Origin of the sequence: Pedobacter sp. KLB.chiD, assembly GCF_047040275.1 — a bacterium.
Taxonomy (GTDB): Bacteria; Bacteroidota; Bacteroidia; order Sphingobacteriales; family Sphingobacteriaceae; genus Pedobacter.
In genome coordinates this window covers 4,719,536-4,744,334 of the sequence record NZ_CP178207.1, presented here as the reverse complement: position 1 = coordinate 4,744,334, position 24,799 = coordinate 4,719,536, and the positions used below count along the sequence as shown (strand labels likewise).

General features: G+C 38.5%; 24 protein-coding genes. 12 read left to right on the top strand and 12 right to left on the bottom strand.

Annotated features, from left to right (window positions below; translation table 11 throughout):
- The first annotated feature begins 3 nt into the window (after positions 1-3).
- Genes ACK1I8_RS19610 through ACK1I8_RS19590 form a run of 5 tightly spaced genes read left to right on the top strand, consistent with a single transcriptional unit; the run spans position 4 to position 5,164 of the window.
- The gene (locus ACK1I8_RS19610; protein WP_412466964.1) at positions 4-888 is read left to right on the top strand and encodes a hypothetical protein; all 885 of its coding nucleotides are present in this window, start codon (positions 4-6) and stop codon (positions 886-888) included.
- A 1-nt stretch (position 889) separates the two neighbouring features.
- Positions 890-1,618: a DUF4129 domain-containing protein gene (locus ACK1I8_RS19605; protein ID WP_412466963.1), complete on the top strand. Its 729-nt coding sequence runs from the start codon at positions 890-892 to the stop codon at positions 1,616-1,618.
- Positions 1,615-2,805 (top strand): DUF4350 domain-containing protein, encoded by a 1,191-nt coding sequence (locus tag ACK1I8_RS19600; protein ID WP_412466962.1) that lies wholly within the window; start codon positions 1,615-1,617, stop codon positions 2,803-2,805. The genes ACK1I8_RS19605 and ACK1I8_RS19600 overlap by 4 nt, the downstream gene beginning before the upstream one ends.
- Positions 2,786-3,763, top strand: a complete 978-nt coding sequence (locus ACK1I8_RS19595) for an AAA family ATPase (protein ID WP_412466961.1) — start codon at positions 2,786-2,788, stop codon at positions 3,761-3,763. The genes ACK1I8_RS19600 and ACK1I8_RS19595 overlap by 20 nt, the downstream gene beginning before the upstream one ends.
- 54 nt (positions 3,764-3,817) lie before the next feature.
- Complete coding sequence (locus ACK1I8_RS19590; protein WP_412466960.1) at positions 3,818-5,164, top strand: DUF58 domain-containing protein; 1,347 nt, start codon at positions 3,818-3,820, stop codon at positions 5,162-5,164.
- Between the two features lie 233 nt (positions 5,165-5,397).
- Here ACK1I8_RS19590 and ACK1I8_RS19585 read toward each other — a convergent pair whose 3' ends face one another.
- The 3 genes from ACK1I8_RS19585 to ACK1I8_RS19575 all read right to left on the bottom strand — a co-directional run bounded on the left by ACK1I8_RS19585 (position 5,398) and on the right by ACK1I8_RS19575 (position 7,997).
- A complete protein-coding gene (locus ACK1I8_RS19585) occupies positions 5,398-5,958 on the bottom strand; it encodes a transposase (RefSeq protein WP_412466959.1) in 561 nt (186 codons plus the stop codon).
- Between the two features lie 256 nt (positions 5,959-6,214).
- Positions 6,215-7,273 carry a nucleoid-associated protein gene (locus ACK1I8_RS19580; RefSeq protein ID WP_412466958.1) on the bottom strand — a complete coding sequence of 353 codons (1,059 nt, stop codon included), beginning with the start codon at positions 7,271-7,273 and terminating at the stop codon, positions 6,215-6,217.
- Positions 7,274-7,394: 121 nt separating this feature from the next.
- Positions 7,395-7,997, bottom strand: coding sequence for a TlpA family protein disulfide reductase (locus ACK1I8_RS19575; RefSeq protein WP_412466957.1), 603 nt, complete (start codon positions 7,995-7,997; stop codon positions 7,395-7,397).
- Between the two features lie 596 nt (positions 7,998-8,593).
- Between ACK1I8_RS19575 and ACK1I8_RS19570 the strand changes: the two genes are divergently transcribed.
- Positions 8,594-10,912, top strand: coding sequence for a TonB-dependent receptor (locus tag ACK1I8_RS19570; RefSeq protein WP_412466956.1), 2,319 nt, complete (start codon positions 8,594-8,596; stop codon positions 10,910-10,912).
- Positions 10,913-11,131: 219 nt separating this feature from the next.
- Here ACK1I8_RS19570 and ACK1I8_RS19565 read toward each other — a convergent pair whose 3' ends face one another.
- From ACK1I8_RS19565 to ACK1I8_RS19555, 3 genes are all read right to left on the bottom strand, one after another.
- The gene (locus ACK1I8_RS19565) at positions 11,132-12,211 is read right to left on the bottom strand and encodes an NADH:flavin oxidoreductase/NADH oxidase (RefSeq protein ID WP_412466955.1); all 1,080 of its coding nucleotides are present in this window, start codon (positions 12,209-12,211) and stop codon (positions 11,132-11,134) included.
- A gap of 104 nt (positions 12,212-12,315) precedes the next feature.
- Positions 12,316-13,305 carry an aldo/keto reductase gene (locus tag ACK1I8_RS19560; protein WP_412466954.1) on the bottom strand — a complete coding sequence of 330 codons (990 nt, stop codon included), beginning with the start codon at positions 13,303-13,305 and terminating at the stop codon, positions 12,316-12,318.
- A gap of 2 nt (positions 13,306-13,307) precedes the next feature.
- Positions 13,308-13,703: a DoxX family protein gene (locus tag ACK1I8_RS19555; protein WP_412466953.1), complete on the bottom strand. Its 396-nt coding sequence runs from the start codon at positions 13,701-13,703 to the stop codon at positions 13,308-13,310.
- Between the two features lie 242 nt (positions 13,704-13,945).
- Here ACK1I8_RS19555 and ACK1I8_RS19550 point away from each other — a divergent pair, with 242 nt between their 5' ends.
- From ACK1I8_RS19550 to ACK1I8_RS19530, 5 genes are all read left to right on the top strand, one after another.
- Positions 13,946-14,773 carry an ATP-binding cassette domain-containing protein gene (locus ACK1I8_RS19550; protein WP_412466952.1) on the top strand — a complete coding sequence of 276 codons (828 nt, stop codon included), beginning with the start codon at positions 13,946-13,948 and terminating at the stop codon, positions 14,771-14,773.
- A gap of 3 nt (positions 14,774-14,776) precedes the next feature.
- A complete protein-coding gene (locus tag ACK1I8_RS19545; RefSeq protein WP_412466951.1) occupies positions 14,777-15,589 on the top strand; it encodes a hypothetical protein in 813 nt (270 codons plus the stop codon).
- A 15-nt stretch (positions 15,590-15,604) separates the two neighbouring features.
- Positions 15,605-15,979 (top strand): GntR family transcriptional regulator, encoded by a 375-nt coding sequence (locus ACK1I8_RS19540; RefSeq protein WP_412466950.1) that lies wholly within the window; start codon positions 15,605-15,607, stop codon positions 15,977-15,979.
- A 5-nt stretch (positions 15,980-15,984) separates the two neighbouring features.
- On the top strand, positions 15,985-16,818 hold the full coding sequence (locus ACK1I8_RS19535) for a GIN domain-containing protein (protein WP_412466949.1): 834 nt from the start codon (positions 15,985-15,987) through the stop codon (positions 16,816-16,818).
- A gap of 126 nt (positions 16,819-16,944) precedes the next feature.
- Entirely contained in the window at positions 16,945-17,931 is a 987-nt protein-coding gene (locus ACK1I8_RS19530) for an alpha/beta fold hydrolase (RefSeq protein WP_412466948.1), read from the top strand.
- 47 nt (positions 17,932-17,978) lie between these two features.
- Here ACK1I8_RS19530 and ACK1I8_RS19525 read toward each other — a convergent pair whose 3' ends face one another.
- The 3 genes from ACK1I8_RS19525 to ACK1I8_RS19515 are packed head-to-tail and all read right to left on the bottom strand — an operon-like array spanning position 17,979 to position 20,704.
- On the bottom strand, positions 17,979-18,869 hold the full coding sequence (locus ACK1I8_RS19525; protein WP_412466947.1) for a DUF6263 family protein: 891 nt from the start codon (positions 18,867-18,869) through the stop codon (positions 17,979-17,981).
- 15 nt (positions 18,870-18,884) lie between these two features.
- A complete protein-coding gene (locus ACK1I8_RS19520) occupies positions 18,885-19,658 on the bottom strand; it encodes a zinc-dependent peptidase (RefSeq protein WP_412466946.1) in 774 nt (257 codons plus the stop codon).
- An 8-nt stretch (positions 19,659-19,666) separates the two neighbouring features.
- Positions 19,667-20,704 (bottom strand): Gfo/Idh/MocA family oxidoreductase, encoded by a 1,038-nt coding sequence (locus ACK1I8_RS19515; RefSeq protein WP_412466945.1) that lies wholly within the window; start codon positions 20,702-20,704, stop codon positions 19,667-19,669.
- A gap of 103 nt (positions 20,705-20,807) precedes the next feature.
- Here ACK1I8_RS19515 and ACK1I8_RS19510 point away from each other — a divergent pair, with 103 nt between their 5' ends.
- Entirely contained in the window at positions 20,808-21,152 is a 345-nt protein-coding gene (locus tag ACK1I8_RS19510) for a hypothetical protein (RefSeq protein WP_412466944.1), read from the top strand.
- A 572-nt stretch (positions 21,153-21,724) separates the two neighbouring features.
- Here ACK1I8_RS19510 and ACK1I8_RS19505 read toward each other — a convergent pair.
- The 3 genes from ACK1I8_RS19505 to ACK1I8_RS19495 all read right to left on the bottom strand — a co-directional run bounded on the left by ACK1I8_RS19505 (position 21,725) and on the right by ACK1I8_RS19495 (position 24,749).
- Positions 21,725-22,402: an OmpA family protein gene (locus tag ACK1I8_RS19505; RefSeq protein ID WP_412466943.1), complete on the bottom strand. Its 678-nt coding sequence runs from the start codon at positions 22,400-22,402 to the stop codon at positions 21,725-21,727.
- Positions 22,403-22,581: 179 nt separating this feature from the next.
- Positions 22,582-23,274: an ABC transporter ATP-binding protein gene (locus tag ACK1I8_RS19500; RefSeq protein ID WP_412466942.1), complete on the bottom strand. Its 693-nt coding sequence runs from the start codon at positions 23,272-23,274 to the stop codon at positions 22,582-22,584.
- Positions 23,275-23,276: 2 nt separating this feature from the next.
- Entirely contained in the window at positions 23,277-24,749 is a 1,473-nt protein-coding gene (locus ACK1I8_RS19495; protein ID WP_412466941.1) for a DUF5687 family protein, read from the bottom strand.
- Positions 24,750-24,799: the final 50 nt, after the last annotated feature.

The following is a 24,799-nucleotide window of genomic DNA, read 5'->3' as shown; positions in this document are numbered from 1 at the left end:
CACATGCTAGGGAAAATTGAATTTAAAAAAAGAAGAGATTTCGGACAGGTAATCAACGATACCTTTACCTTCATGCGTCAAAATTTTAAGCCGCTAATCAAAATATACTTTACATTTTGTGGTTTATTTGTACTGGCCAGCATGTTAACCATGTTAATGCAACAATATAAAATGGTTAACATGATCAATACCATCGGTAACGGCAGAAATAACAATGGCTTAGGTTTCTCATCGTTGTATGGAATAGAATATTTTCTCTCTATTTTATTTTCTTTAGCCTCGTATGCCAGCATGAGTGTTGCCATACTTTCTTATGTAGCCATTTATGTAAAAAAAGGAAACCAAACGCCAACTACAGAGGAGGTATGGGGATACTTTAAACATTATTTCTTCAGGATTTTTGGTAGTTCTATCCTATTGATCATCATGTTGATTATTGCTTTTGTGTTTTGCCTCGTGCCCGGCTTTTGGCTGTTTCCTTATGTAGCGATGATGTTTCCGATAATGGTGATTGAAAACGGCTCCTTTGGCTATTCCTTTAGTAGAAGTTTCAGTATTATAAAAGATAACTTCTGGGTTACCTTTGGCACGCTAATCGTCATATGGATTATTGTTTATGCCTGTATGAGCATGATTATTCTACCTACCAGTCTCTTTAATATGATTGGAATGTTCACGCATAAAGGCCCGCACATGTCATTAACACTTACCATGATCACAACGGTTCTGCAGTCATTATGCCAGGTATTTACCATTATCCCCATCATTACCATTTCATTGGCGTATTTCAGTTTGGTTGAACAAAAAGAAAGCACCGGTTTAATGGAGAGGATTTCAAATTTTGGTGATACCGGCAAACCTATTGATAGCAGACCTGAAGAATACTAAAATGCAACGCGCACTGTTCCAATATCTTCTCGCTTCACTTTTGTTCTTTATTCCGGTAATCAGCAAAGCACAGACTGTTAAGCCCAAACCTATTGTTAAGGAAATCAGGACGGACAGTGCTCAAATTACCCCATTAAAATTTAATAAGGATTCCATCAGCAGTTATAAGGAGCAAAAAGAATTTCAATATGATGAAATTGGCCCGCAGCAACTTTCTTGGTGGGATAAATTCTGGAGGTGGTTTTGGCATTTAATCGGCTCATTAATTCAGGGCGCAACCTCTAACTTAATTTCGAGGTACATTTTTATCGGATTAGGGATAGCGCTTATTTTGTTTATCGTAATTAAAATAAGCGGGGCCGAGAACATATTCAGGAAAAAATCGAAAGCAACAGTCCTTCCATATGATGTGATTACCGAAAACATCCATGAAATCGATTATGAACAGGAGCTACAAAGATTAATTGCCGAAAGGAAATTCCGACTGGCAGTTAGGCTTCTATATTTAAGGGCGTTAAAAAAACTGAGTGATGCCGAAATCATCAATTGGCAGCCCGACAAAACCAACTACCACTATTTAATGGAAATTGATAAACCGGAACTTAGAAATGATTTTGGTAAGCTTACCCTACAGTTTGATTACATCTGGTATGGAGATTTCCCTATTGATGAGGTAAAATTTGAACCTATCAACCAATCGTTCAATCAGTTTAACAGCCAGATCAAATGAAAGGTTATAAAATATATCTGATTGTTGGTACGATCCTGATTCTCCTGTACCTGGTTGCGCAATACAACAAACCTACTCCAACAAACTGGGCACCAACTTATGCCGTAAAGGATAAAATCCCTTACGGAACTTACATTTTGTACCACCGGATAAAAGATATTTTACCGGAAGCAAAGATAATACCGTCTAAAACTGCCATTTACAATACTTTAAAGGATAAAAATTTTAACAAAACAACCTATTTAATCGTTGCCCAGCAAGCAGATATCAGCAAAACAGATTTTGATCAGCTGATTAAATACATGCAGGGCGGTAATGATGTTTTTATTGCCAGTTACGATCTGGGAAAAATAGAAAAAAACCTAAAACTACAAGCGCTTAGTGCCATGTCGGCAGAAGGCAACACGCTGAATTTCACCAACCCAAACCTTAAAACTGAGGCAAATTATGGTTTTGAAAGAGGGATTGGCAGTCAATATTATAATAAACTCGATACCAATAAGGCTACTGTACTCGGCGTAAACGGAGACGGGAAACCCAATTTTGTACGTTACAGCTATGGCAAAGGAAATCTATACCTGATTGCCGAGCCAGGTTTTTACACTAATTTTAATCTATTGGATAAATATGGTGCAGAATATGCTGCTAAAACCTTAAGCTATTTACACGGAACGCAACAGCTCATTTTTGATGAATATTTTTCTGCTCAAAAAGCCACTACTACAGATATGCTCAGGGTCTTTTTTAAACACCCTGAACTTAAATATGCTTATTATCTGACCATATTCAGCTTGATTATTTTTGTGCTGTACGATATGAAGCGCAGGCAAAGAATTATCCCGATTGCAGATCCGCTTACCAACTCTTCACTGGCTTTTGTTCACGTAGTAGGTAGCGTTTATTACCACGAACGCAACAATCTGGATATTGCCTTAAAAAAAATCAACTATTTTTTGGAATACTTAAGAACCAGGTATTATCTAAAAACCAACGAAATTGACAGCAAATTTGCCCAGGTAATGATGGAGAAAACAGGCATTAACGAAGCATTGGCCAAAACCCTTACCCAGCATTTTATACAAATCCCAACTATGGGCAACTTAAGTGATACCCAGTTGATTTATTTAAACGACAGCATAGAACAGTTTTATAAAAATACGCAAAGCAATGGAACAAGAACAGTTTAATCCACGTACCGATTTAAGTGCCTTAAATGAAGCCGTTAATCAGATCAGAAATGTACTTGGAAATATCATTATCGGCCAAAAACAGGTTATCGACTTTTTAATTGTTGGTTTACTTGCCGATGGACATATCTTAATTGAGGGCGTGCCGGGAGTAGCTAAAACGCTTAGTGCAAAATTGCTTGCAAAATCTATAGAAGCCCAATTTTCGAGGGTGCAGTTTACCCCTGATTTAATGCCTTCTGATGTGTTGGGAACCCCGATATTTAATACTAAAACAGGAGATTTTGAATTTAGAAAAGGGCCGATTTTCGGCAATATTATTTTGATTGATGAAATTAACCGTGCACCAGCCAAAACCCAGTCAGCACTTTTCGAAGTGATGGAAGAACGCCAGGTAACTATTGATGGAGAAACCTACAGGATGGACGAACCGTTTATGGTGTTGGCCACCCAAAATCCTATCGAGCAGGAAGGCACCTACCGCTTACCTGAGGCACAGCTAGACAGGTTTTTATTTAAAATTGAAGTCAAATACCCCTCTCTGGAGGAAGAAACCGCAATTTTACTGGCACAACATAGCCTGGTCAACAAAACATTGCTGAGCGAAGTAAAACCGGTATTGTCCATTCAGCGGATACTGGAAGCCAGGGGGGTTATCCGCAGCCTGTTTGTGGAACCTAAACTATTGGAATTTATTGCCAGGATTGTAAGCGAAACCCGCAATAACCCCTCGCTTTATTTAGGCGCTTCGCCAAGGGCTTCGTTAGCCATCGTACATAGTGCAAAAGCTTTTGCCGCCATCCAGGGCCGCGATTTTATTACGCCTGATGATATTATTGCTGTTGCTATCCCGGTATTGGCGCACAGGGTATTATTATCGCCTGAAAAGGAAATGGAAGGGTTAACCACAAGCGACATCATCCACCAGATTATTAAAAAGATAGAAGTACCAAGGTAAGCCAGTTTGCAGTTACCAGTTAACCGATTTAAACAATTAACCGATTAAACAACATTGAAAAAATTCTTTCAGCAATATTACAAAAACCTATTCCTGAGCAATCGTTTATTCGTGGCTTTAGGATGCTGCATTTTACTTTTTTTGCTGAAGTTCTTTTTTGCGTGGTTAGGCGATATCCCTGAAATTGCAACAGGTACTGTTATCCTATTATTTTTTGTTGATGTTTTTATTCTATACCGTAATAACAATGGTATTGAAGCCCGAAGGTTAACTTCTAAACGTTTAAGTAATGGTGATGAAAACCCAATACAGATCGAAATAAAAAATGATTACGGCTTTGGGGTGAATGCAAGGGTAATCGATGAGATACCTTTTCAGTTCCAGATCCGTGATAAAGACTTTAAGCTTCATTTAAAGCCCGCAGAAATAAAATCAATCTATTACAACCTGCGCCCAACCAAGCGTGGTGAATATGATTTTGGATTTATTAGAGTGTACATTAGCTCGCCCCTGGGCTTGATCAGCCGCCATTACAGTTTTGATGGAGCCAAAATTTTACCTGTTTTTCCATCGTTCATCAATCTCGGTCAATATGAATTAATGGCTGCTTCGCGCTATTTAACCGAATTTGGAATTAAAAAGATCAGAAAGATCGGACAAAGCAGTGAATTTGACCAGATTAAAAATTATGTTGGCGGCGACGATATCCGTACCATTAACTGGAAAGCCACGGCAAGAAAAAGCAGTTTAATGGTAAACACCTATATCGATGAAAAATCACAGCATATCTATTGTATCATCGATAAATCGCGTGTAATGCGCATGCCTTTTGAAGGGTTGAGTCTGCTTGATTATGCCATAAACGCAAGCGTTGCCCTTTCGAAAGTGGCCATGCTTAAAGAAGATAAAGCTGGCCTGATTACCATATCCGAAACAATTGGATCGATAGTGCCAGCCGACCGTAAATCTTCACAGTTGGGCAGCATTATGAACGTACTTTATAAAGAGAAAACGAGGTATTTGGAAAGTAACCTTGAGGCTTTATATACTACCGTTCGTGCTGTTGTAAAACAACGCGGTCTCTTGGTTTTCTTTACCAATTTTGAAAGTTTATCGGCCCTCCAACGCCAATTACCCTATTTAAAAAGAATCGCTAAATACCACTTACTGGTGACTGTATTTTTCGAAAATACTGAATTGAAAGGGTTAAGTACGGAACCTGCCAAAGACGTAGAAGGCATTTATCATAAAACCATTGCAGAGAAATTTATTTACGAGAAAAAACTGATGGTTAAAGAATTGAACAAACATGGTATTTTGGCTATTCTTACACCGCCACAAAAGCTTACCGTTAATGTAATTAATCAATATCTCGCACTGAAGGCACAACAGCGGGTTTAGTTGGGAGCACGGCGTAGTGAGCTTGGAGTCTCACAGTGAATCGACGCTAAACTCCGAACGCCCAGCGCAAAACGACCTATTCTTCCTCCCTAAAGTATACCAGGATCCCAGGTCTGTGTCCTCACAGACCGAAACATTACAAAAGATTTCTATAATCGGTTAAAAATCCAAAATTATCTATTCCGGATTCGTAAAATCCCCATCCTCGGTCTGTGTCCTCACAGACCGAAACATTACAACAGACTTCTATAGTCGGTTAAAAATCCAAAATTATCTATTCCGGATTCATAAAATCTCGCAGATGACCAATCGTAATCTTCAGGTTGTTCGCATAATTGCCATCTTTCCTGGAATGGATTAAGATGGATATAGTCTATTTTCTGTTCAAGTTTATGTTGTGTATCCATCAGAATGGCTAACGGATCCCGTTGCCATAAACGAAAATTTCTTTCTGCATCGGTTACTTTAAAATCTGATAGTCGCTCTGAATGGTGAAGTTTTATATCCTGGAAAATCTGATGAGAAGTAAATTTGTTAAAGCTTGCATGAGGCATTTCTTTCCCATTTAGCTCAATCATTTTCCATACCAGATGCAAATGATTTGGCATAATTACAAAAGCATAAACAACAATCTTTTTTCTATTAACTAATTCTTCTAGGGCCTTAATGATAATGCGTTTATACTTGTCGGATGAAAACACTTGATTCCAGTCTTTAACTGTATCTGTCCAAAAATATACTTCACCCAAAAGCATTTTTGAATTACGATCTTTTCTGAAGAAATTATTTTCCATTATTAAAAATAGAAATAAAATCCAACTGCTATCCGCAAGTAAATGTATCATGATTAGCCTAAGATGAAGATCTATTCTCAGTTATCTGCCAAATGATGTATGCTATTTCAGTTTGCTGGGACAAAGACTGAGGCACTATATTTTTTTTTCGGTCTGTGAGGACACAGACCAAGGGAATGGAGGTTTGCTTCGGTCTGTGAGGACACAGACCAAGGAAGTTGACTCCAGACTATCGACTCCGAACTCAAGACTACCCCTACTCTTCTTCCCTAAAATACACTTTATAAAAATTCATCGATTTATCGTCATCATAACCTTTCTCGATCATGTCTTTATTGCCGTGGATATAGATATGGAAATTCTTATCCAGTTTTAATACGCTTTTATAGGCTCTGGCCTGTTTTTTTACAGCAGATTCGGCAATTTCAAAATGATCGGCTATCGGACTTTCGAATTCTTCTTCGTAGTTTTTCTTATAGTTTTTAAAAGATTCTATCCCTTCGGCATTGCCAATTACCTCATTTCCAAATTCCTCCATATCAAAAGTTTCTTTTTCTTTAAAATACTTCATTGAACGGTTCAAGAGGTCAATTTTATCTGCTTTGCTGATTTCATAATCGTCATCAAGTTTCTGCGTGACAAAGTTTTTATAAACTCCTAAAACATTATTGGTCTGGTTATAACTATCATTCCTGATTTTCAGCTTTAAGAATTCATCTTTCCAATAAACGGCAGAGTCGTTGCTACTCTTCGATTGATCCAAAACCACAACTTTATAACCTTCTTCTCTATCCACATTAAAAATCAGGCAGCCTTTATCCAGCTTATTGATGTTAATGGCTTCCTGTTCATAACTCACATTAAAGCCATCCTGTTCCGGATAAACTTTTAAATAGGTATCTTTTGTTTCAGATTTAAAAATCCCAACCACATCCAGCTGCTCGCCTTCTATCTGCACTTTTTCAAAATAGGCAACATATAATTCACCCGATTTAATTTTTGGATGATTGGCCACATCATATAAATGTTTGGCCAGTTGCTGCGAATCTTCGTGAAAAAGCTCGTTATTCTCAAAAATTTCGTGAACGAAATGAAATACTTCATTCAATTCTAAGTTATCATTAGGATGGTAAAAGCGGTAAACTTCATTTACCTTTTCGAAAGGTTTTAAGAAATACTGCAATAGCAGGTTTCCCAACAATTCATCATCTATTTTTAACGGCGCATCTGATAATTTATAATATTCTTCAACCAGTTTATTACCCGTATGGTGGATGGAAAGTTGCTTAAGCGAAGCCTCGAAAAATGAAATCATGAGCGCAAAAATAGCAAAATCATTGGTTACCCATACTTAAAAATCCCCTCATTCCTTGTTGCTTCCCCTTTCAGGTTATTATCACCTGAAGTTAAAATTAAGGTTGATTTTGCAGCTGACATTAATTGGCGCTTATTAACCGATTTAAGAAATCGACAATCTTTTGATCTGCATAATTGGCCACACCTTCATGTTTGAAAGACAATCGGGCCTGCTTATCGAAAATAACAGTTGTAGGCAACGCACCGGTAAATAGCTGTTCGGGGATATTACTTTCTACTTTATAAACTGGCAGGGAATATTGATGATCAGCCATAAATTTGGTTGATTTGGTAAGGTCGCCGTCAGCATCGGCAAAAATGAAAATGATATCCTGATCATTTTTAAAATGACTGTGCAACTTGTTGATCGAAGGCATTTCTGCCCTGCAAGGCGGACACCAGGTTGCCCAAAAGTTAAGAAAAATAACTTTGCCCTTTAAATCGCCAAGATCAACCAGATTTCCATTTACATCTTTAAACCTGATTCCGTTGAGACCCGCAACATTTTCTTTTGGTGCCTCAACATCGGGCTTATAAAAGCCGATCTCCATTAATCCTTTAATAAAAAATGCTTTTGCATCAGGTATAAAAACCATAGCCAAAAGGATAACGATCAATAGTGCGCTGAATATATTTCTCCTGATAAATTTCATTAATTGTCCATTTTCCTTATCGCAAATCATGATGGAGCAGATTTGCAATCTACATTTCCATAATTTATAGCCGATTTACGCCCCCCTTAGTTAAACCATAGATTAAATAGAAAGTCGATACACTATAAATACAAAGTTACTTTGTATTTATCTATAATTGCTTAGGAATTGTTATTTTTGACCACTTGAAAAGGCATAGACAAAATATTCATAAATATTTATCGGTATTACTACTGATTGTATTTGCTATTGCTTTAACTCCATGGAGTGTATTTCACCATCACACCCCACTTCCCGTTGTAGAGAAAGAGGTCAACTGCAAACACATTAGTCACGTACAGGCCCATGGCGATACCTGTTTAATCTGTAATGCAAGTTTTGAAAAAAACTATGTGCAAACGCACCACATTTATAGAATTTTCTTGTCAGCCAAAATTTTTAAACGTACCTCACCAACATTAAAGAATGCCTTTACCGAAGTAAAGCGCACTTGTTTGCGCGGTCCCCCTTTCGCTTAATTTTTCCAATAGTGTATCCCACGCTAATCAAATTATTTATTCGATAAACTGAAACTAGCTTTTTTAAGCTATTGTTTTGGCTTTCATTCATTTTATCACACACAACACATGAAAAAATTACAGCTTATTGGCTTGGTAATTCTATATACATTATTTAGCAATACTGCTTTTGCTACCCTATTCAAAGATATAAAAGGTAAGGTTATTGATGCCAGTACAAAACAAACACTACCTGGTGCTACCATTTTTATTCCTGATTTAAAAGTTTCGTCCGTAACTAATAATGATGGGGAGTTTACATTGAATAACCTTCCAGCTAAAGGAAGTTATCTGGTTGAAGTACATTACGTAGGATATAAAACTGCTGCGCAATTGGTAAACTTTGCCAACGCAGCCGTATTGGAATTTGCCTTACAGCCTACTGCTATAGAAACCAAGGAGATTGTAATCACCGGAAGTTTAATTAGCAGTACAAGCAAACGGAATAGTGCTTCATCAGCTATAGTGGGCAAGGATCAGTTATTGCAGCCTTCTACTAACTTAATTGATGCATTGGCCAAAGTGCCTGGTGTATCGCAGATCACTACGGGTCCTTCTATTTCTAAACCGGTAATCAGAGGTTTAGGGTATAATAGAATTGTAACTTTGGATGACGGTATTAAACAACAGGGACAGCAATGGGGCGATGAACACGGTATCGAAATTGATCAATTTAAATCAGACCGTGTGGAGATTTTACGCGGCGCAGCATCGTTAATGTATGGCTCTGATGCACTTGGCGGGGTGATCAACCTATTAGAACCAAGTTCTGCACCCGAAGGGCAGATAAAAGGAGAATTTATCAGCAATTACGCTACCAACAACGGACTTACCGCCAACTCATTAATGTTGAATGGTAACGAAAACGGCTTTGTTTGGAGAGCCCGTGGAACCTATAAAAATGCCTATTCTTTTAAAACGCCTACAGGTTATTTCCCTAATTCGGGTTTTAACGAAACTGATTTAAGCGGAATGATTGGCTTAAACAAAAGTTGGGGTTATACTCACTTAAATGTTTCTAACTTTCACAATAATATCGGTTTTTACGATCCTCATTTAGATGACAATGGAAATTTTGTAAGAGAAGATGGTAGCCCATTTACTAATGATGATAATAAAAGCCGTACTTTAGAGTATCCACGTCAGGACATCAGACATTTTAAAATTGCACTGAACAACAATTTCATAATCGGTAATGGCAATTTAAAAGCTGATTTCGGTTTTCAGCAAAATCAGCGCCGAGAACTGGAAGACGGTCCTGATCCATCTTTATTTTTTGATCTTAAAACTTATAATGCCGATTTAAAATACTACATCAACGAAACAAACGGGTGGCAACCTGTATTTGGTGTAAGCGCTGATGCCGGTCACAGTGAAAACAAAGCAAATGATGAGTTTTTGATACCAGACTATAATACTTATGGCATTGGTGTTTTTGCTTATGCCAAGAAAAACTGGGAGAACAGTACTTTTAGTATTGGCGCGCGTTACGATTACAGAAAAAATAACGGAAAACAATTATTTGTAGATAACGAAGAACAGTTTGCCCCTTTTCAGAATAAATTTTCTAACGTGAGTGGGGCATTAGGTTTTACCCATCAATTTAATGAGGAGTTAAACTTTAAAGCCAATGCCGGTTCTGCTTTTCGTGCACCAAATCCTGCTGAACTCGCTTCAAACGGTGTGCATGAAGGAACTTTCCGCTACGAAATCGGTAATTCCAACTTAAGTCCGGAACGCAGTTACCAGGTAGATGCCGCTTTGGAATACGAAGGAAAAATTGTAAGTGCAAGTGCAAGTGTTTACAATAATTACATCCACAACTTTATTTATGCTTCAACTAACGGAGAAAGAATAGATGCAGAAGGCAGTAACTATCCGGTTTACCGTTATGGTCAGGTAAATGCGAACCTTTATGGCGCTGAAGCCAGTTTAACCATTCACCCTGTTCCGTTTATCCATTTTGAAAATACTTTTGGTTATGTTCATGCACAAAACAATAGCTTAAATAGGCCATTGGCTTTTATACCCGCCGGAACATTGAGAAATGAGCTACGTTTTGAACCCAAACTTAAAGGTACAAATGACGCATACCTTTCTGTAGGCATTAATTCGGCATTTAAACAAGCCCGCGTGGATGAAGTTTTTGAAACACCAACCAGCGGTTATACCTTATTAAATGCAGGAATAGGAGCAACTTTCAATTTAGGCAAACAGCCGGTCAAGCTCTCTGTTTCCGCAAATAACTTATTAGATCATAAGTATTACGATGCGTTGAGCAGATTGAAACCTGGTCGTTTAGATTCAGAAAACCTTAATTTAGGTGTTTACAATCCCGGCAGAAATATCACTTTCGGCTTGTATATTCCATTTACAGTGGTTAAATAAATAACAATCACTAAAGAGAAAAAGCGGAATTGATCAATGAGATCATTCCGCTTTTTTGTTAATACAGTACCGTCGTCATTTCGAGCGGAGTGCAACGAAGTCGAGAAATCTATCGAGATAGATCTCTCCGTTTCGCTACGCTTCAGTCGAGATGACGACTCTTTTATTGAAGTCTGGCTGAAGAACCTGAGATGAATTCAGGGTGACGACATATGCAAATTACTTCTTAAACGTTTGCCTTTTTGCCCTCACATACTGGTTTGGCCATTCTATATCATCACCAAGCACCTGTGCCGCATGCATTGGGAAATAGGCATCACGTAACGATTCACGTGCTATAAAAATTAAATCGGCTTTTTCTTGTTCCAAAATTTCTTCAGCCTGGCGGGCCTCAACAATCACACCAACTGCTCCGGTGTAAATGCCAATCTCATTCCTGATTTTGTCAGCAAAAGGAACCTGATAATTTGGCCCGGCAGGAATAAAGGCATCGGGTACATTTCCACCAGATGAGGTATCAATTAAATCCACTCCCCTATCTTTTAATACCGCAGCCAATTGCAAGGAGTCATTTTCGTTCCAGCCGCCTTCTGTCCAGTCGGTTGCCGAAATGCGGACGAATAACGGCAGGCTATCTGGCCATACCGATTGTACGGCTTCAACCACATCAATCACTAAACGGATACGGTTTTCGAAACTTCCGCCGTAAACATCGTTACGTTTATTGCTCAAAGGACTGAAAAACTGATGCAGCAAATAACCATGCGCAGCATGTATTTCTACTACTTTATAGCCCGCAGCTAATGCCCGTTTTGCTGCTGCCCTGAAAGCAAAAACAATATCCTGAATTTCTGAAACCGTTAGTTCGTGTGGCTCCACCTGCCCCGGTTTGAAGGGAATTGGAGATGGGCCAACCGGTTTCCAGCTATTTTCACCAGCAGCAATCTGCTCACCACCATCCCACGGTACCTCACAGCTGGCTTTCCGTCCGGCATGCGCCAATTGGATGCCTGCAACAGCACCATGATCATGAATAAAGGAAACGATCTGTTTCAATTTATCTACATGTTCATCTTTCCAGATGCCTAAATCGGAATAGGTAATTCTACCATCGGCAGTTACCGCAGAGGCTTCCTGAATAATCAATCCCGCACCACCAACGGAGCGGCTCCCTAAATGCACCAAATGCCAATCGTTGGCAAAGCCGTCAACAGCAGAATATTGGCACATCGGCGAAATCACAATTCTATTTTTTAAGGTTACATCCTTTATGGTAAAAGGAGAAAATAATTTAGACATAACTTGATTGTTTAACCGCAAAGACGCAAAGTTTTCCGCAAAGAAATTGAAGTTACTAACCTCTGTGTCCTTTGCGTATCTCTTTTTTTATTTGCGGTTTGCGTTTAAAAACCAGCTTTCTTTAATTCGGTATTGATGAACTGAATTTCTTCAGCATTTAATTTTACGTTTATGGCCTCCGCATTTTGTACAGCCTGTTTTTCGTTCCTTGCACCAACCAAAGCGATGGTAATGCCCGGGCGTTCAACTGTCCAGCGTAATACCAATTGCGATAAGGTTGCATGTTTCTCGTCAGCTAAAGGTTTTATTTTAGCCAAAAAAGCATTTGTTTTTTCGATACTTTCCGGAGAGAAAAATTTATTTCCCTGGCGGTGGTCGCCCTCTTCAAACTTATAATCGGCCGTCATTTTTCCGGTCAATAAACCACGTTCCATCGGGCTATAAGCCAAAACAGATTTATTGTTTTCGATGCAATATGGAACTATTTCCTCTTCAACACCGCGGTTTACCATGCTAAATGGAATCTGGTTGGAAATAATTTCCAATGTCTGATCTGCCTCTTTTAATTGCGCTACGTCATAATTGCATACCCCTGCATAGCGCACCTTCCCCTGCTCAATTAATCTGCCCACCGCTTCGAACGTTTCGCTGATTGGTGTCGTTATGTCTGGCCAGTGAATCTGGTAAAGATCGATGTAGTCGGTACCCAAACGTTTTAAAGATTGTTCGCACTCATAAATCACACTTTCCTTTCCGGCATATTTATAAATGTCGATTTCCTTTCCGTCGTTATTTTTACTCTTAAAGCCAAAATCGCCTTTGGCTAAATCCCAACGCATTCCAAATTTGGTTACTACCTGCAATTTATCACGTGAAATGCCTTTTATGGCTTCCCCCACAATTCCTTCACTATCCCCCTGACCGTAAATGGGTGCAGTGTCGATTGAAGTAACCCCTAAATCGTAACTGGCTTTAATGGCGTTGATTGCATCATTTCGGTCGGTGCTTCCCCACATCCAGCCACCGGCTGCCCATGCACCAAATGTGATTACTGATAGTTCTAAATCTGAATTTCCAATTTTCCTGTATTCCATAATTATTTTTTAATGATTTGATCAACCGCATAACTATTATGCGGTAAGTAAACGAGTAGTACCGATAAAAATGCCACATGAATGAGTTGCGAAGGTAGTGCTTCCCAGTTTTCAATGAGTGTGGTCCCGAAGATCAGCATCAATGAAATTGATCCTGCCAATAATAATCCTTGCCTGGTTAATAAACCCAATACCATCATCAGCCCTGCTATCAGCTCCGCAAAGGGCAAAATATAACTAAAGGGAACAACAATTGCATCGGGCAAATATGACTTCGAAAATTGCCCAGCCATCCATTGGCTAAAACCCGCAAGTTTTGGTAAGCGAACCAAACCATGTCCGAAAAAACTTAAACCAATTGCTAATCGGCTAAGCAGATATGCCCATTTTGTATCCATACTACATCGATGTATTACAAACATACAATCTGGGCATTAAGTAAGTTTTATTGCAACAATGATTAAACTGATATTTTACCTTTCAATGGCGATAAGCAAAGAGCATAACGCGTATGGCGTGGAGCAGTATGGATTAAAATGCCTGACGCCATCCGCTCAGCGCTAAATTTTTTTTCTCCAAAAATTTGGAGATCACAAATATAGATTATACTTTAGTGTATTATTTAACTAATACAGTAGATATGATCAATATTAACAATCTTAATTTTGGCTATAGTAAGCATAAGCCACTATTTAAAAATATGAGCATGCGGTTAAGCAATGGTCATATTTATGGTTTGCTGGGTAAAAATGGTGCCGGTAAATCAACGTTATTAAAAAACCTCGCTGGTTTGGTATATGCACAGGGCGGAACATTGGATGTAATGGGTTATGATCCTGCAAAAAGGCAGCCAGCGCTTCTCGAACAGATCTGTTTTATACCAGAAGAATTTTACCTGCCTTCGGTAAAAATTGGTACGTACCTAAAGGCCAACGCTCCTTTTTATAAAAACTTCGATCATCGTTATTTCAATGATCTGATCAAGGAATTTGATATTCCGGTTGAACAGAAACTGATTAACATGAGTTACGGCCAGAAGAAAAAAGTAATTATTGCATTCGGACTGGCTACACAGGCCAAACTGGTGATTATGGACGAACCAACCAATGGTTTGGATATTCCATCAAAAGCACAGTTCAGGAAGATTATGGCATCGGCCATGACGGATGAGCGCTGTATCATCATTTCAACCCATCAGGTTAGGGATTTAGATAATTTGATCGACACCGTGATCATGCTCGATGAAAATGATATCGCCCTTAAAGCTACAGTGCAGGAAATTACGGAGAAATTAACCTTCAAAAAAGTAAAAGAGGTTGACGACAGCATCTTTTACGCTGAGCCGTCGCTTTCTGGTTATAATGCCGTGATGCCAAATTACCACCAGGAAGAAAGCAAATTAGATATGGAACTACTTTTTAATGCCATCCTCGCAGAAAAAATCAAATTTAAACCTTTATTCAGTTAAGCGATGAACAATACTTTTAATATGAATCGATTTGGCTTATTGCTTAAAAGACAATGGCTGGAATTTGGAAAAATCTATTTAATGAGCCTGGTGGTATTAGCAGGCATTTTAATTGCCTTTTATTTTTTTAATACCCCGGATATCAACCGCTCATTTTATAAATGGGATGATCATGGCCATGTTCAATTGGGTTTCCGGCTACCTGTTTTTATTGCTATAGGTTTTCTGTTCTTGACCATTCAAGCCAGCGCCTATTTTAGCGCATTTGGTCAAAAGCCGAAGGCCATTATGGAGTTAATGACACCCGCCTCCGTTACCGAAAAGTTTAGCTGCGCAATTCTTTTTTCTACCATTCTCAGTCTCATTAGCTATCTACTTATTTTTTATGTAATCGATGCGATTTTTTTAAACTATTTCAATGAGTTATGGCAGCATAGCAAAGCAACAAACTATAATACAGGTAAGCTGACCGTAGTTTCATTTAGCACATTGTTTGATGATTTAACTTCGGAAAAAGAGTTCAAGTATTTATTTGCACTGCCATTTTTCTTCTCTGGCATTTTCCTGCTAGGCTCTATCTATTTTAACCGCTTTCATTACATCAAAACTGCTTTATCGGTAACAGCATTATTTTCATTCATCATTTTCTTTACCATTAAGTTTGGAAATTGGATAACAGCAGGTAAAAGCCGCATCTACACTGTAGATCATGTAGAAAAAGATTTTGTATTCGCCATCTTTTTCTGGTCGTCAGTTGCACTCAGTTTAATTATTTGGCTGATCACTTATGTTCGCCTTAAAGAAAAAGAAGTTTAATTAAAAGGTATAGATATGGAATTTAGAGATAATAAGGCAATATACCTTCAAATAGCAGAATATGTATGTGAACACATTTTGCTCGGAAAATGGAAAGCCGACGAGAAAGTCCCCTCGGTAAGGGAATTAGCTGTAGAAATGGAAGTAAACCCCAATACGGTAATGCGTACCTACGAGTTGCTACAAAATAAAAACATCATCAACAATAAAAGGGGGATAGGTTTTTTTGTAGATGAAAATGCTGCTGAGCATGTAAAAAGCTATCGCAAGCAACAGTTTATTGCAGATGAACTACCTGTATTGTTCAGGAATATTTACCTGCTTAACATTGGTTTTGACGAACTGGAAAACCAATACAAAACATTTGTAAAAGACAACTTTAACGCTTAAAAAAAATGAAAACAAGTAATAAATTATTAATCGCACTTGCAGCACTGCTGATCATTATCCCAATAATTGTTGTGGCTGTAAATGTTAAAATGAATTACCGGATAAGAAAGGGTGATAATTTTGTGGAAAATCAAGAACCTTTTGAAAGTACGAGTAAAGACCGGGTTTCCATACCAATTAAAACAACTTTCTCAACAGTAAATATTCCGGATGCAAAAAGAATATACTTAGAATTAAACTTTATAAAAAGTACACAATCAGGTGTAAAAATACCTGACGAGGTGAAAAATGACATCGTTTTTAACGTCAATAATGCCGGGATATTACAAATTAACTTTAGTGATAGGCTTAATAGGCCGGGTAACCATTATGATGGTATTGTGATATTGGTGTATAGCCCAAATATTGATAAATTAAACGTTGGTAATGCTTCAAGCATTGTTTTAACAGCTAAAACCGACAGCTTAGGTATTAACGTGAAAAATTCCGGCCAACTGATGTTCGGTTCACCAGTTACATTTAGCACAGATGGAAAAATTACCAGGGTAATCAACCAAACTGAAATTAAAAATTTGACCATCAACCTGGATAGTACGGCATTCAGTTCAGGAAATAATAATTACAAGAACTTAAATATTACCTGTAAAAACTCATCTGCAAGTATTGAGGCTGAAGAGGAAGAAGAAAATAAAAACATTGAAAACTTAAGCGTTAAAGCTTTTGGCAAGTCTGAGATTAAGATAAACAAATTTAATATCAATAAAATTTCAGGGAATCTTTCAGATGAAACCAAAGTTCAGATGCCTGTAAAATATCTAAAACAGCTGCTTAAAGATTAACTCGCAATACATAATGCTTATACATCTATTCACTGATTATGTAAAACAGGCATGATTTTTAAGCGAACTAATTGGCAAAAGTATAACTTGAGCCAATTAGTTTAGTTTTTACATCAATACCTAGCCGTGAAGAAGTTTTTCCTTTTAATTACCCTTTCTTTGTTTGTTTTTGGCCAGCTCAATGCACAGAAAACAGATACATTATCCATAACCCTGGATAATGTTAGATACCCTTACCCTGTTAAATATTTCCCTATTAATACCGAAGGACAGGATATTAAAATGGCTTATATGGATGTTGCGCCAACCGCTAAGGCCAATGGCAAAACTGCTTTCCTCTTTCATGGAAAAAACTTTGGCGGCTACTATTGGACCAACGTGATCAAGGCCCTCACCAAAATTGGTTACCGGGTAATTGTTCCCGATCAGATCGGTTTTGGCAAATCGTCAAAAGCATTTATCCATTATAGTTTCCATCAAATGGCTACCTGGAACAAAAAGCTTTTAGATACACTAGGCGTTCAAAAAGCAGTAATTTTAGGTCATAGCATGGGCGGTATGCTGGCTACCCGTTTCGCATTGATGTATCCTGAAAGAACAGAAAAACTCTTACTTGAGAATCCAATCGGATTAGAGGATTATAAAACTTTTATCCCTTATATCACCACTGCGCAACAGTACCAGACGGAACTTAAAAGCACCGCAGAGAGCATACGAAAATATTACCAGAGCTCATATTTTACTTATTGGAAACCCGAATACGAATATTTGGTAAGTATTGCCGGTGGGGTTACGAATAGTTCAGATTATCCACGCTGGGCTAAAGTTGCCGCGCTAACTTATACGATGATTTATGAGCAGCCTGTGGTATACGAATTTCAGAATTTGAAGGTGCCCACTGTTTTATTCATCGGTAAGGAAGATAAAACCATTGTTGGCAAGGCATTGCTTACGCCAGATCAACAGGCTTTACACGGGCAGTATAAATTTTTAGGGAAACAGACCGCTGCCAAAATTATCGGTGCTAAAATTATCGAATTTGATGCCTGTGGGCATATCCCCCATATCGAGATCCCTACGGAGTTTTTGGTGGCACTAACGGGTAGTTTATAGTTTTTAAAAGACCTCGCAGGTTTCCAAAACCGGTGAGGTCTTTTAATTTAATTAATCTCTTTCCCTGTAATTGTATTAATCCCCTGCATCTCAAAATCTATATCTTGACCCATCGATTTCATTTTTCCGTACAATTCTACACGCAGTTGACTGCTCAGTACAATACCGGTCCTGATATCAATAGAAACCTCTCCAGAATTGGTTCCCTGTAAATCTGTTTCCATCTTGTTCCCCATGGCTTCAAAATTACCTTTTGAAACCATTGTACCTTTTACACTCAATATCGCAATTCCCTCCCTTGCTTCTTTCAAAGTGTATTGCGTAATCGTTTCAATCGGCATACTCATTTGCATTTTGGTATCAATAGTCCAGCTATCGCCTATTTTAACAGCCCTCTCCGGGTAAATTTTAAATGACGATTCCATTGTTTGCTTCACAATTTCATTGCTAAATTGTTTACTCAGCGCATTTTTAATCTGCTTAACCTGGCTGGAATCTTTACTCATCCTCGTAGCCATTTTATCTAACATCTGATCTATCCCAGCAACAGTTTTTATCGTACCGCCTGGGCTGATCGTCATATAAAATGATGCCCCTTTTAAACCGCTAAAGGGATTCTTTTTTGTACTATCCTGATCATCCGAACTTAACGTCATGGCGTTTCCCATGGCATTCGATTTCATATACAACCTATTGTAGGTCACCTTTAGGTCTTTATCGCCATTGTGTCCCTCAGTAATATCAAAAATGTAATCTGTACCGATGGTTTGTGTGGAATTAATGCTTTTCCCGGTAATTTTTTGATTGATAATCTGATCTGAAACAAACGAAAAACCGTACTTATTCCCAGTCGGATAATTCTGCTTAAGCACATAGGTTTTTTGCGCGCATGCACCAAGTGAGGCCAGGCTGAAGAGAAAAATCATTATTGTTTTCATCTTTTATTCATCAAACTATCCGGCAGGTTGCTGGGCAAAAATGCGACTTAACTGAAAATACAATTCGGGATGTTTATCTTTTAACTGCTCAGGTTTCTCAAAGAAATATTCAGAGACTACAGCAAAAAATTCGGCCTGATTGGTGATGGCATAAGGGTTAATATCCGACTTGTTATCCTCAATTTTTTCCATTTCCTCATGCATCATTTTAATCCATGGTAAAGTATATTCATGAGCCAATAAATTTTCGGGGACACCGTCTGTCGCGCCATCAGATTTATCCAGAAGATGTACAAATTCATGTATGGCTGTATTTTCTTTGCCTGCACTTTTAGAAAAACCATGGCGCAGTGCCGAACGTGATAAAATCATCTGTCCGTTCATATAACCTGTGCCCACCATGCCCATGATGTTTCTTTCGCCACTATCAAACTGAAAATCCTTATTGAAAGTATCCGGATATAATAAAACGCTGGTCAGGTTTTTGTATTCCCAATTTTCGAAACCAAAAATGGGGATCACTGCACTTGAGGCAATCAGCAACTCATCCAATGTGGTCATCTCCAAACCAACCGGCTCGATTTTAACCGTACTGAAAAATGTGGCTACCTTTTCTTCAAACCTCAATTTATCTGTCGAATCAAGGTTATGGTAATAACTCACATAATCGTCAAGTATTTTTTTGTCTACGTCGGTTAAAGGCGTTACTGCTACTTTCTTTTTCTTCAGGATTAAATACAGGGCAATCAGAAAAATGGGAATCAGGTATATAAAAGGGAGAGAATTCATGATTAGGATTATGCTGTTACCGGACTTTCTATAATTTCAATTTGCGTCAAAACGTCTTCTCGTGTTACCGGATAAGGTTTGTCGTTAGTTATCCCCTGATAAACGGCTTCAAAGAGCGGCAGATAACTTCCTGCTTCAGAAGGAATGTTCTCCTCGGTTTTTTTTCCTTCAGCATCAATGGTTGTTAACAAACCATCTTTATTTGCAGACTCAATGCCATAACCAGGATCGGTTAATTTCATGCCAGCCAACAGCTGTTCTTCCTGAATATCGGTTCTTTGTTTAATAAAGCTGCCGTTTATGCCATGTAAAACAAATCCTGGCTGAGGGTTTACCACCAACATGCTCGAAGTAACGAAAACATGCAGACTATCAGGGTAGCTCAGCTGGATCGAAAAGTAATCATCTACCAAAGTACCCTCCCTGTTTTTGCCCAAAATCTTATGATAGCTTAAAGGCTTGCCAAACAAGCTGATGACCTGATCCAAAAGATGTGGCCCCAAATCGTATAACAGTCCGCTGGCCTCAACCGGGTTTTCTTTAAATTTCTTCGGGCCAATTACGTTGCGGTACCGATCGTAACGCAAATGAACCTCAACCAGTTTACCCAATTTACCACTTTCAATTACCTTACGTACGGATGTAAAATCGCTGTCCCAGCGCCGGTTCTGATAAAAGAAAATCTGTTTACCGACACTATCGGCGAATTTGAAAAGTTCTTTTGCCTGTGCAGTTGTCGCAGTAAAAGGTTTCTCCACCAAAATATGTTTGCGCTTATTTAAAGCTGCTTTTGCATGTTCATAATGGAGATTGTTTGGAGTATTAATTACGACCAGATCTATTTCCTCATCATTCAATAGTTCATCAACGCTATTGTAACTTTTAATAGCAGGATAATCGTTTACCGCGTTTTTATGGTTGCGCTCTACTACAGCCTTTAAATTGAATCCGCTGTGTGCCTGCAAAAAAGGAGCATGAAAAACTTTCCCCGACATGCCATAAGCTAATAAACCTGCATTAATTATTTTGTTGCTATTGGTATCCATAGGTTATAAATGTAACCAAAAATACCGTTACCATTCAAACCCAGGTGTTAAAAAGCCTAAACGTTTTACTTAGGGCTTACACGTTTTACATTATATTTGCAGTATGAAGCCGTCAGAGATTAATGCCAAGTGGAAAGTTTTACAGGAAAGGATTTCAACTGAATTTGAATCAGATTTTCCTGATTTAAAGGTCATGCTTTTCCTCATCGGCGTTCAGGAACTGGGGAAAGGCCCGAAGAAATATAGTAAGCGACAGAAAGAAGAGTTGATGCACATTGCCACCTGCCGTTTATTGAGCGAAATGGGATTTTATGAACTGGAGGGCTTAGACCAGGATGGCTGGCCGCACTGGAAATTAGTCAAAGCCATTCCGCCTTACACCATGTTGGAGCAGGAAATGTTGATGAAATCGCTCATCGTGAGCTATTTTGAGGATATTTATTCGTAGTGAGCAATTTTAATCGCTTTTCCTAACGCGATCGTCATGCTGAACTTCTGCCTGTCCGGTCGGACGGGTGATTCAGCATCTTCCTGCTAGATACCCTGAAATAAATTCAGGGTGACGAATGATAAAACAGACCCGATATAAGATTTTTTATTTTTTGGAAGGTAAGGCCATGCCCATTTTTTTAAGTTAGTCGGGCTTTTCGTTATATCTCCGATGCTGAGGAAAAATCAGATCAGATGATGCCGCTTTAGTAACGTTTAAGAACATTATTCCGGTGCAACTATTTAAGGATTGCAGGGTGGTTAGCTTCGAAGTACAAACCCGAGTTATCTAAACCCGAAAGTAGCGGGCATCCCGACCTAAAGTGGGGATAAAGCGGATGGCGGGATTACCGGAAGCGATAAACACAGGAACCTGCTTTCCAAAAAAGCGATAAATTTTCACTTTAGCAACTGATAGAGTTTTCAACTTATGGGTTGAAGAAAAACTGACAACTCTTAAACGAAAAAACCCCAGTGCGTGTGCACTGGGGTGAATATATGTTGACCTCATAGGTAGAGGGATTCGTTATATTAACCTTGTTTTTGTGCGGTAGATTTTAAGGCATCATTTGCAACAATTACAATTTCTACACGACGGTTAGCCGCACGGCCTGCATCAGTGCTATTATCTGCAATTGGCTCAGAAAAACCTTTACCGATGGTTACTAACCTTGAAGATGGAACACCTTGAGAAACGGCATAAGCTTTAACTGCAGCCGCTCTTCTTTCTGAAAGGCCCATATTATATTGTTCGGTACCACGACTATCGGTATGACCAATAATTTTGATATCTGTATCAGGATATTGGTTCAACGAAGAAGCTAAACTCTGAATGTTGGCTTTAGCTGCATCTTTTAAAGCAGTTTTATCAAAATCAAATAAAATACCACTATCAAATTTTACAATGATACCTTCACCTTCACGGATCACCTCTGCATTAGGGATAGCTTTTTGAATTTCAGCAGCCTGTCTGTCCATTCTACGGCCAATAAAAGCTCCGGCTGTACCACCTATTGCACCACCTATTAAAGCACCAACAGCTGTATTACCCGCTTTTTTACCGATTAATGCTCCAACTACACCACCGGCTGCTGCACCAATACCAGCACCTTTTTGTGTTTTAGTTAAACTATCACAACTTTGGAATGCCATCGACCCTACGGCTAATCCTATGCTTAATGTTGCTATTCTTACTTTTGAAATACTCATGATATGCTAGATTTATAATTTCTGACCAACATATTCAAACACAATGCCAAAAAGCAAGAGCGCTAGGTTTTCGCTCTATTTTTATCACAATCCCCAATAAACCGGAATTCTTTTTACAAAAAAAGAGTCCCGATCAATCAGGACTCTTTGCATAGATTGTATCAATCTTAGTACAAAAACTAAGCAGAAAAATAACTCTCCAACTCTTTTAAGGTATTTTCGTCTGTTTTAAAATCTTTGATAACCTGTCCCTTTTCTACCAGCACGATCCGGTTACAAACATCGGTAACATGGTTTAAATCGTGACTGGAGATAAAAGTCGTCATGTTACCTGCCTGTGCCTTTAACAAATTTTTTAAACGGATCTGCGTAGTTGGATCGAGATTGGCAAAAGGTTCATCCAAAATTAATATTTCGGGCTTCTGCATCAAAGCGGCAGCAATACCAACTTTAACCTGATTTCCTTTACTAAAATCACGTATGTATTTCCCACTGTTCAGAATTTCGCCATTAAAAAACTCTCCGTATTGGTTAAGGTATGCAGCAACATCGGCCGCACTTAAGTTGTGTAAACTGCCGATAAAAACAAAATACTCTTCAGGCGTTAAATAATCGATCAGGAAACCTTCATCCAAAAAAGATGCGGTATAATTTTTCCAGTTATCGTTTTGCATTACATTTTCGCCTTTTGATAAAACCTCGCCTGAAGTTGGACGGATCAGATCTAAAAGCATCCTAAAGAAAGTGGTTTTACCTGCGCCATTGTTTCCAACCAAACCAACGGTTTCTCCAGCCGCTATCTGCAGATCTTCGATGTTTACAACGGTTTTATCGCCATAAACTTTTTGTAATTTCTTAACTTCTAAAATCATAATTATTCTCTAAAGCCTTCGGCTATTTTATATCGTTGTTTTTCAAGTCGCTTTGCAATGTAGTTTACCCAAAAGCCTCTTAACAAGAGCATGGCCAAACCGAATACACCCACCACGGCCAAGCCCCAGTAAGGTTTATTTAATATGCCAAATGGCACGTACATGATAATGGGTGTAAGTGCATAAGGGAACATTAAAAGCCATTGTGTAGCACCGGTTCCCTGATAGTTAAAGCTCGCGGCTTTGGTAATATCAAGGCGTTTATAATTTAAGGTAGCCAGGTAAAGCACAACAACGGTTCCGAACCCAATGTTATAGAAATAGGCAGCCAGGTGCAGGAGCAATAATTTTGGACTTAAAAACCCATACAAACTGGCTAATACGGTAATAATGGTACAACCGATGGTAAAAAGCAAAAATTTAGCCTTGATGTAATCTTTAAAATTGATTTTGTTGGCCAATATGCCATCGAAGTGGGCACTTTGCCAGGCAAACATAAACTGTCCATAAATAATGATCGAGATACCTGTCATAAATATGGCGCCAAACATCATTTGTCCAAAGGCATCGCTATTGATCGCTTTTTCTTTGTAAAAAATAAACCCATAAAAAAGGAAGAAGAAGCCCATAATTACCGCTGAGCGTGGACGTTTATGGCGGAGAATTAATTTTAGCTCTAAAGCGGCCAATTCGCCAACTTTACCAAAACGGTTAAGAAAAGCATAATCGGTGCTGCCTTTCTTCTCTTGTTTACTGCTTAACTCCTCCACATAAAGGTTCTTACGCAGGAAACCGGAATTGACATAAAATATGGCTATCGCCGCCAGGGTAAATACAAAGGCATAATAGGGATGTGCAGCAATGGAACGGAACACAAAATCGGAACCGGCCATAATTGAAATAACCTTATAATATTCCAACGCCGCAAAAGCAGCAATTACAACCAGTCCGAAAAAGGTATAAAGGGTGTTGGTGATGGATTTCCGCTTAATATACAATACGAGGTAATTATTAAAAACCATCATTGAAATTATCGAAACGATATACATGATCGTAATAACAGCACCTAAGTCTGGAGCAATTTTAGTAAAGCAAAAAGGCAGAAAAATGAAAAAAGGCCAAAGGTTAAATGCCGAGAATAGTGCTTTAACATTTAAAAAACTGATGATTTTGCTTCTCGAAATCCTCAAATGCAGATAAGGGATGATACTTAAAGTGGGCAGTTCCTGAAACTGCAAACGCATAATAAAATCGAATGCAAAATAGTAAAGGATAATGCCATTGAAACTGGAGATTAATGTTTTGTTCGGGAAAATTTGTTGCAGAAAATGCGACATTCCAAAACCTACGCCAACGGCGATGGCAAAAAAGTAAAGCATAAAGAAACCCAAAACAATCTGGCCGGCAATGCTACTGCCCCTGTTCCGCGAACGCCAGAAAGATTTTCTTTGATGGCTTAAAAAAGTACTCAGCATATTAAGTTTAGGTGTTTAATTTTAGTCAGGTTTATCTATTAGTATACATT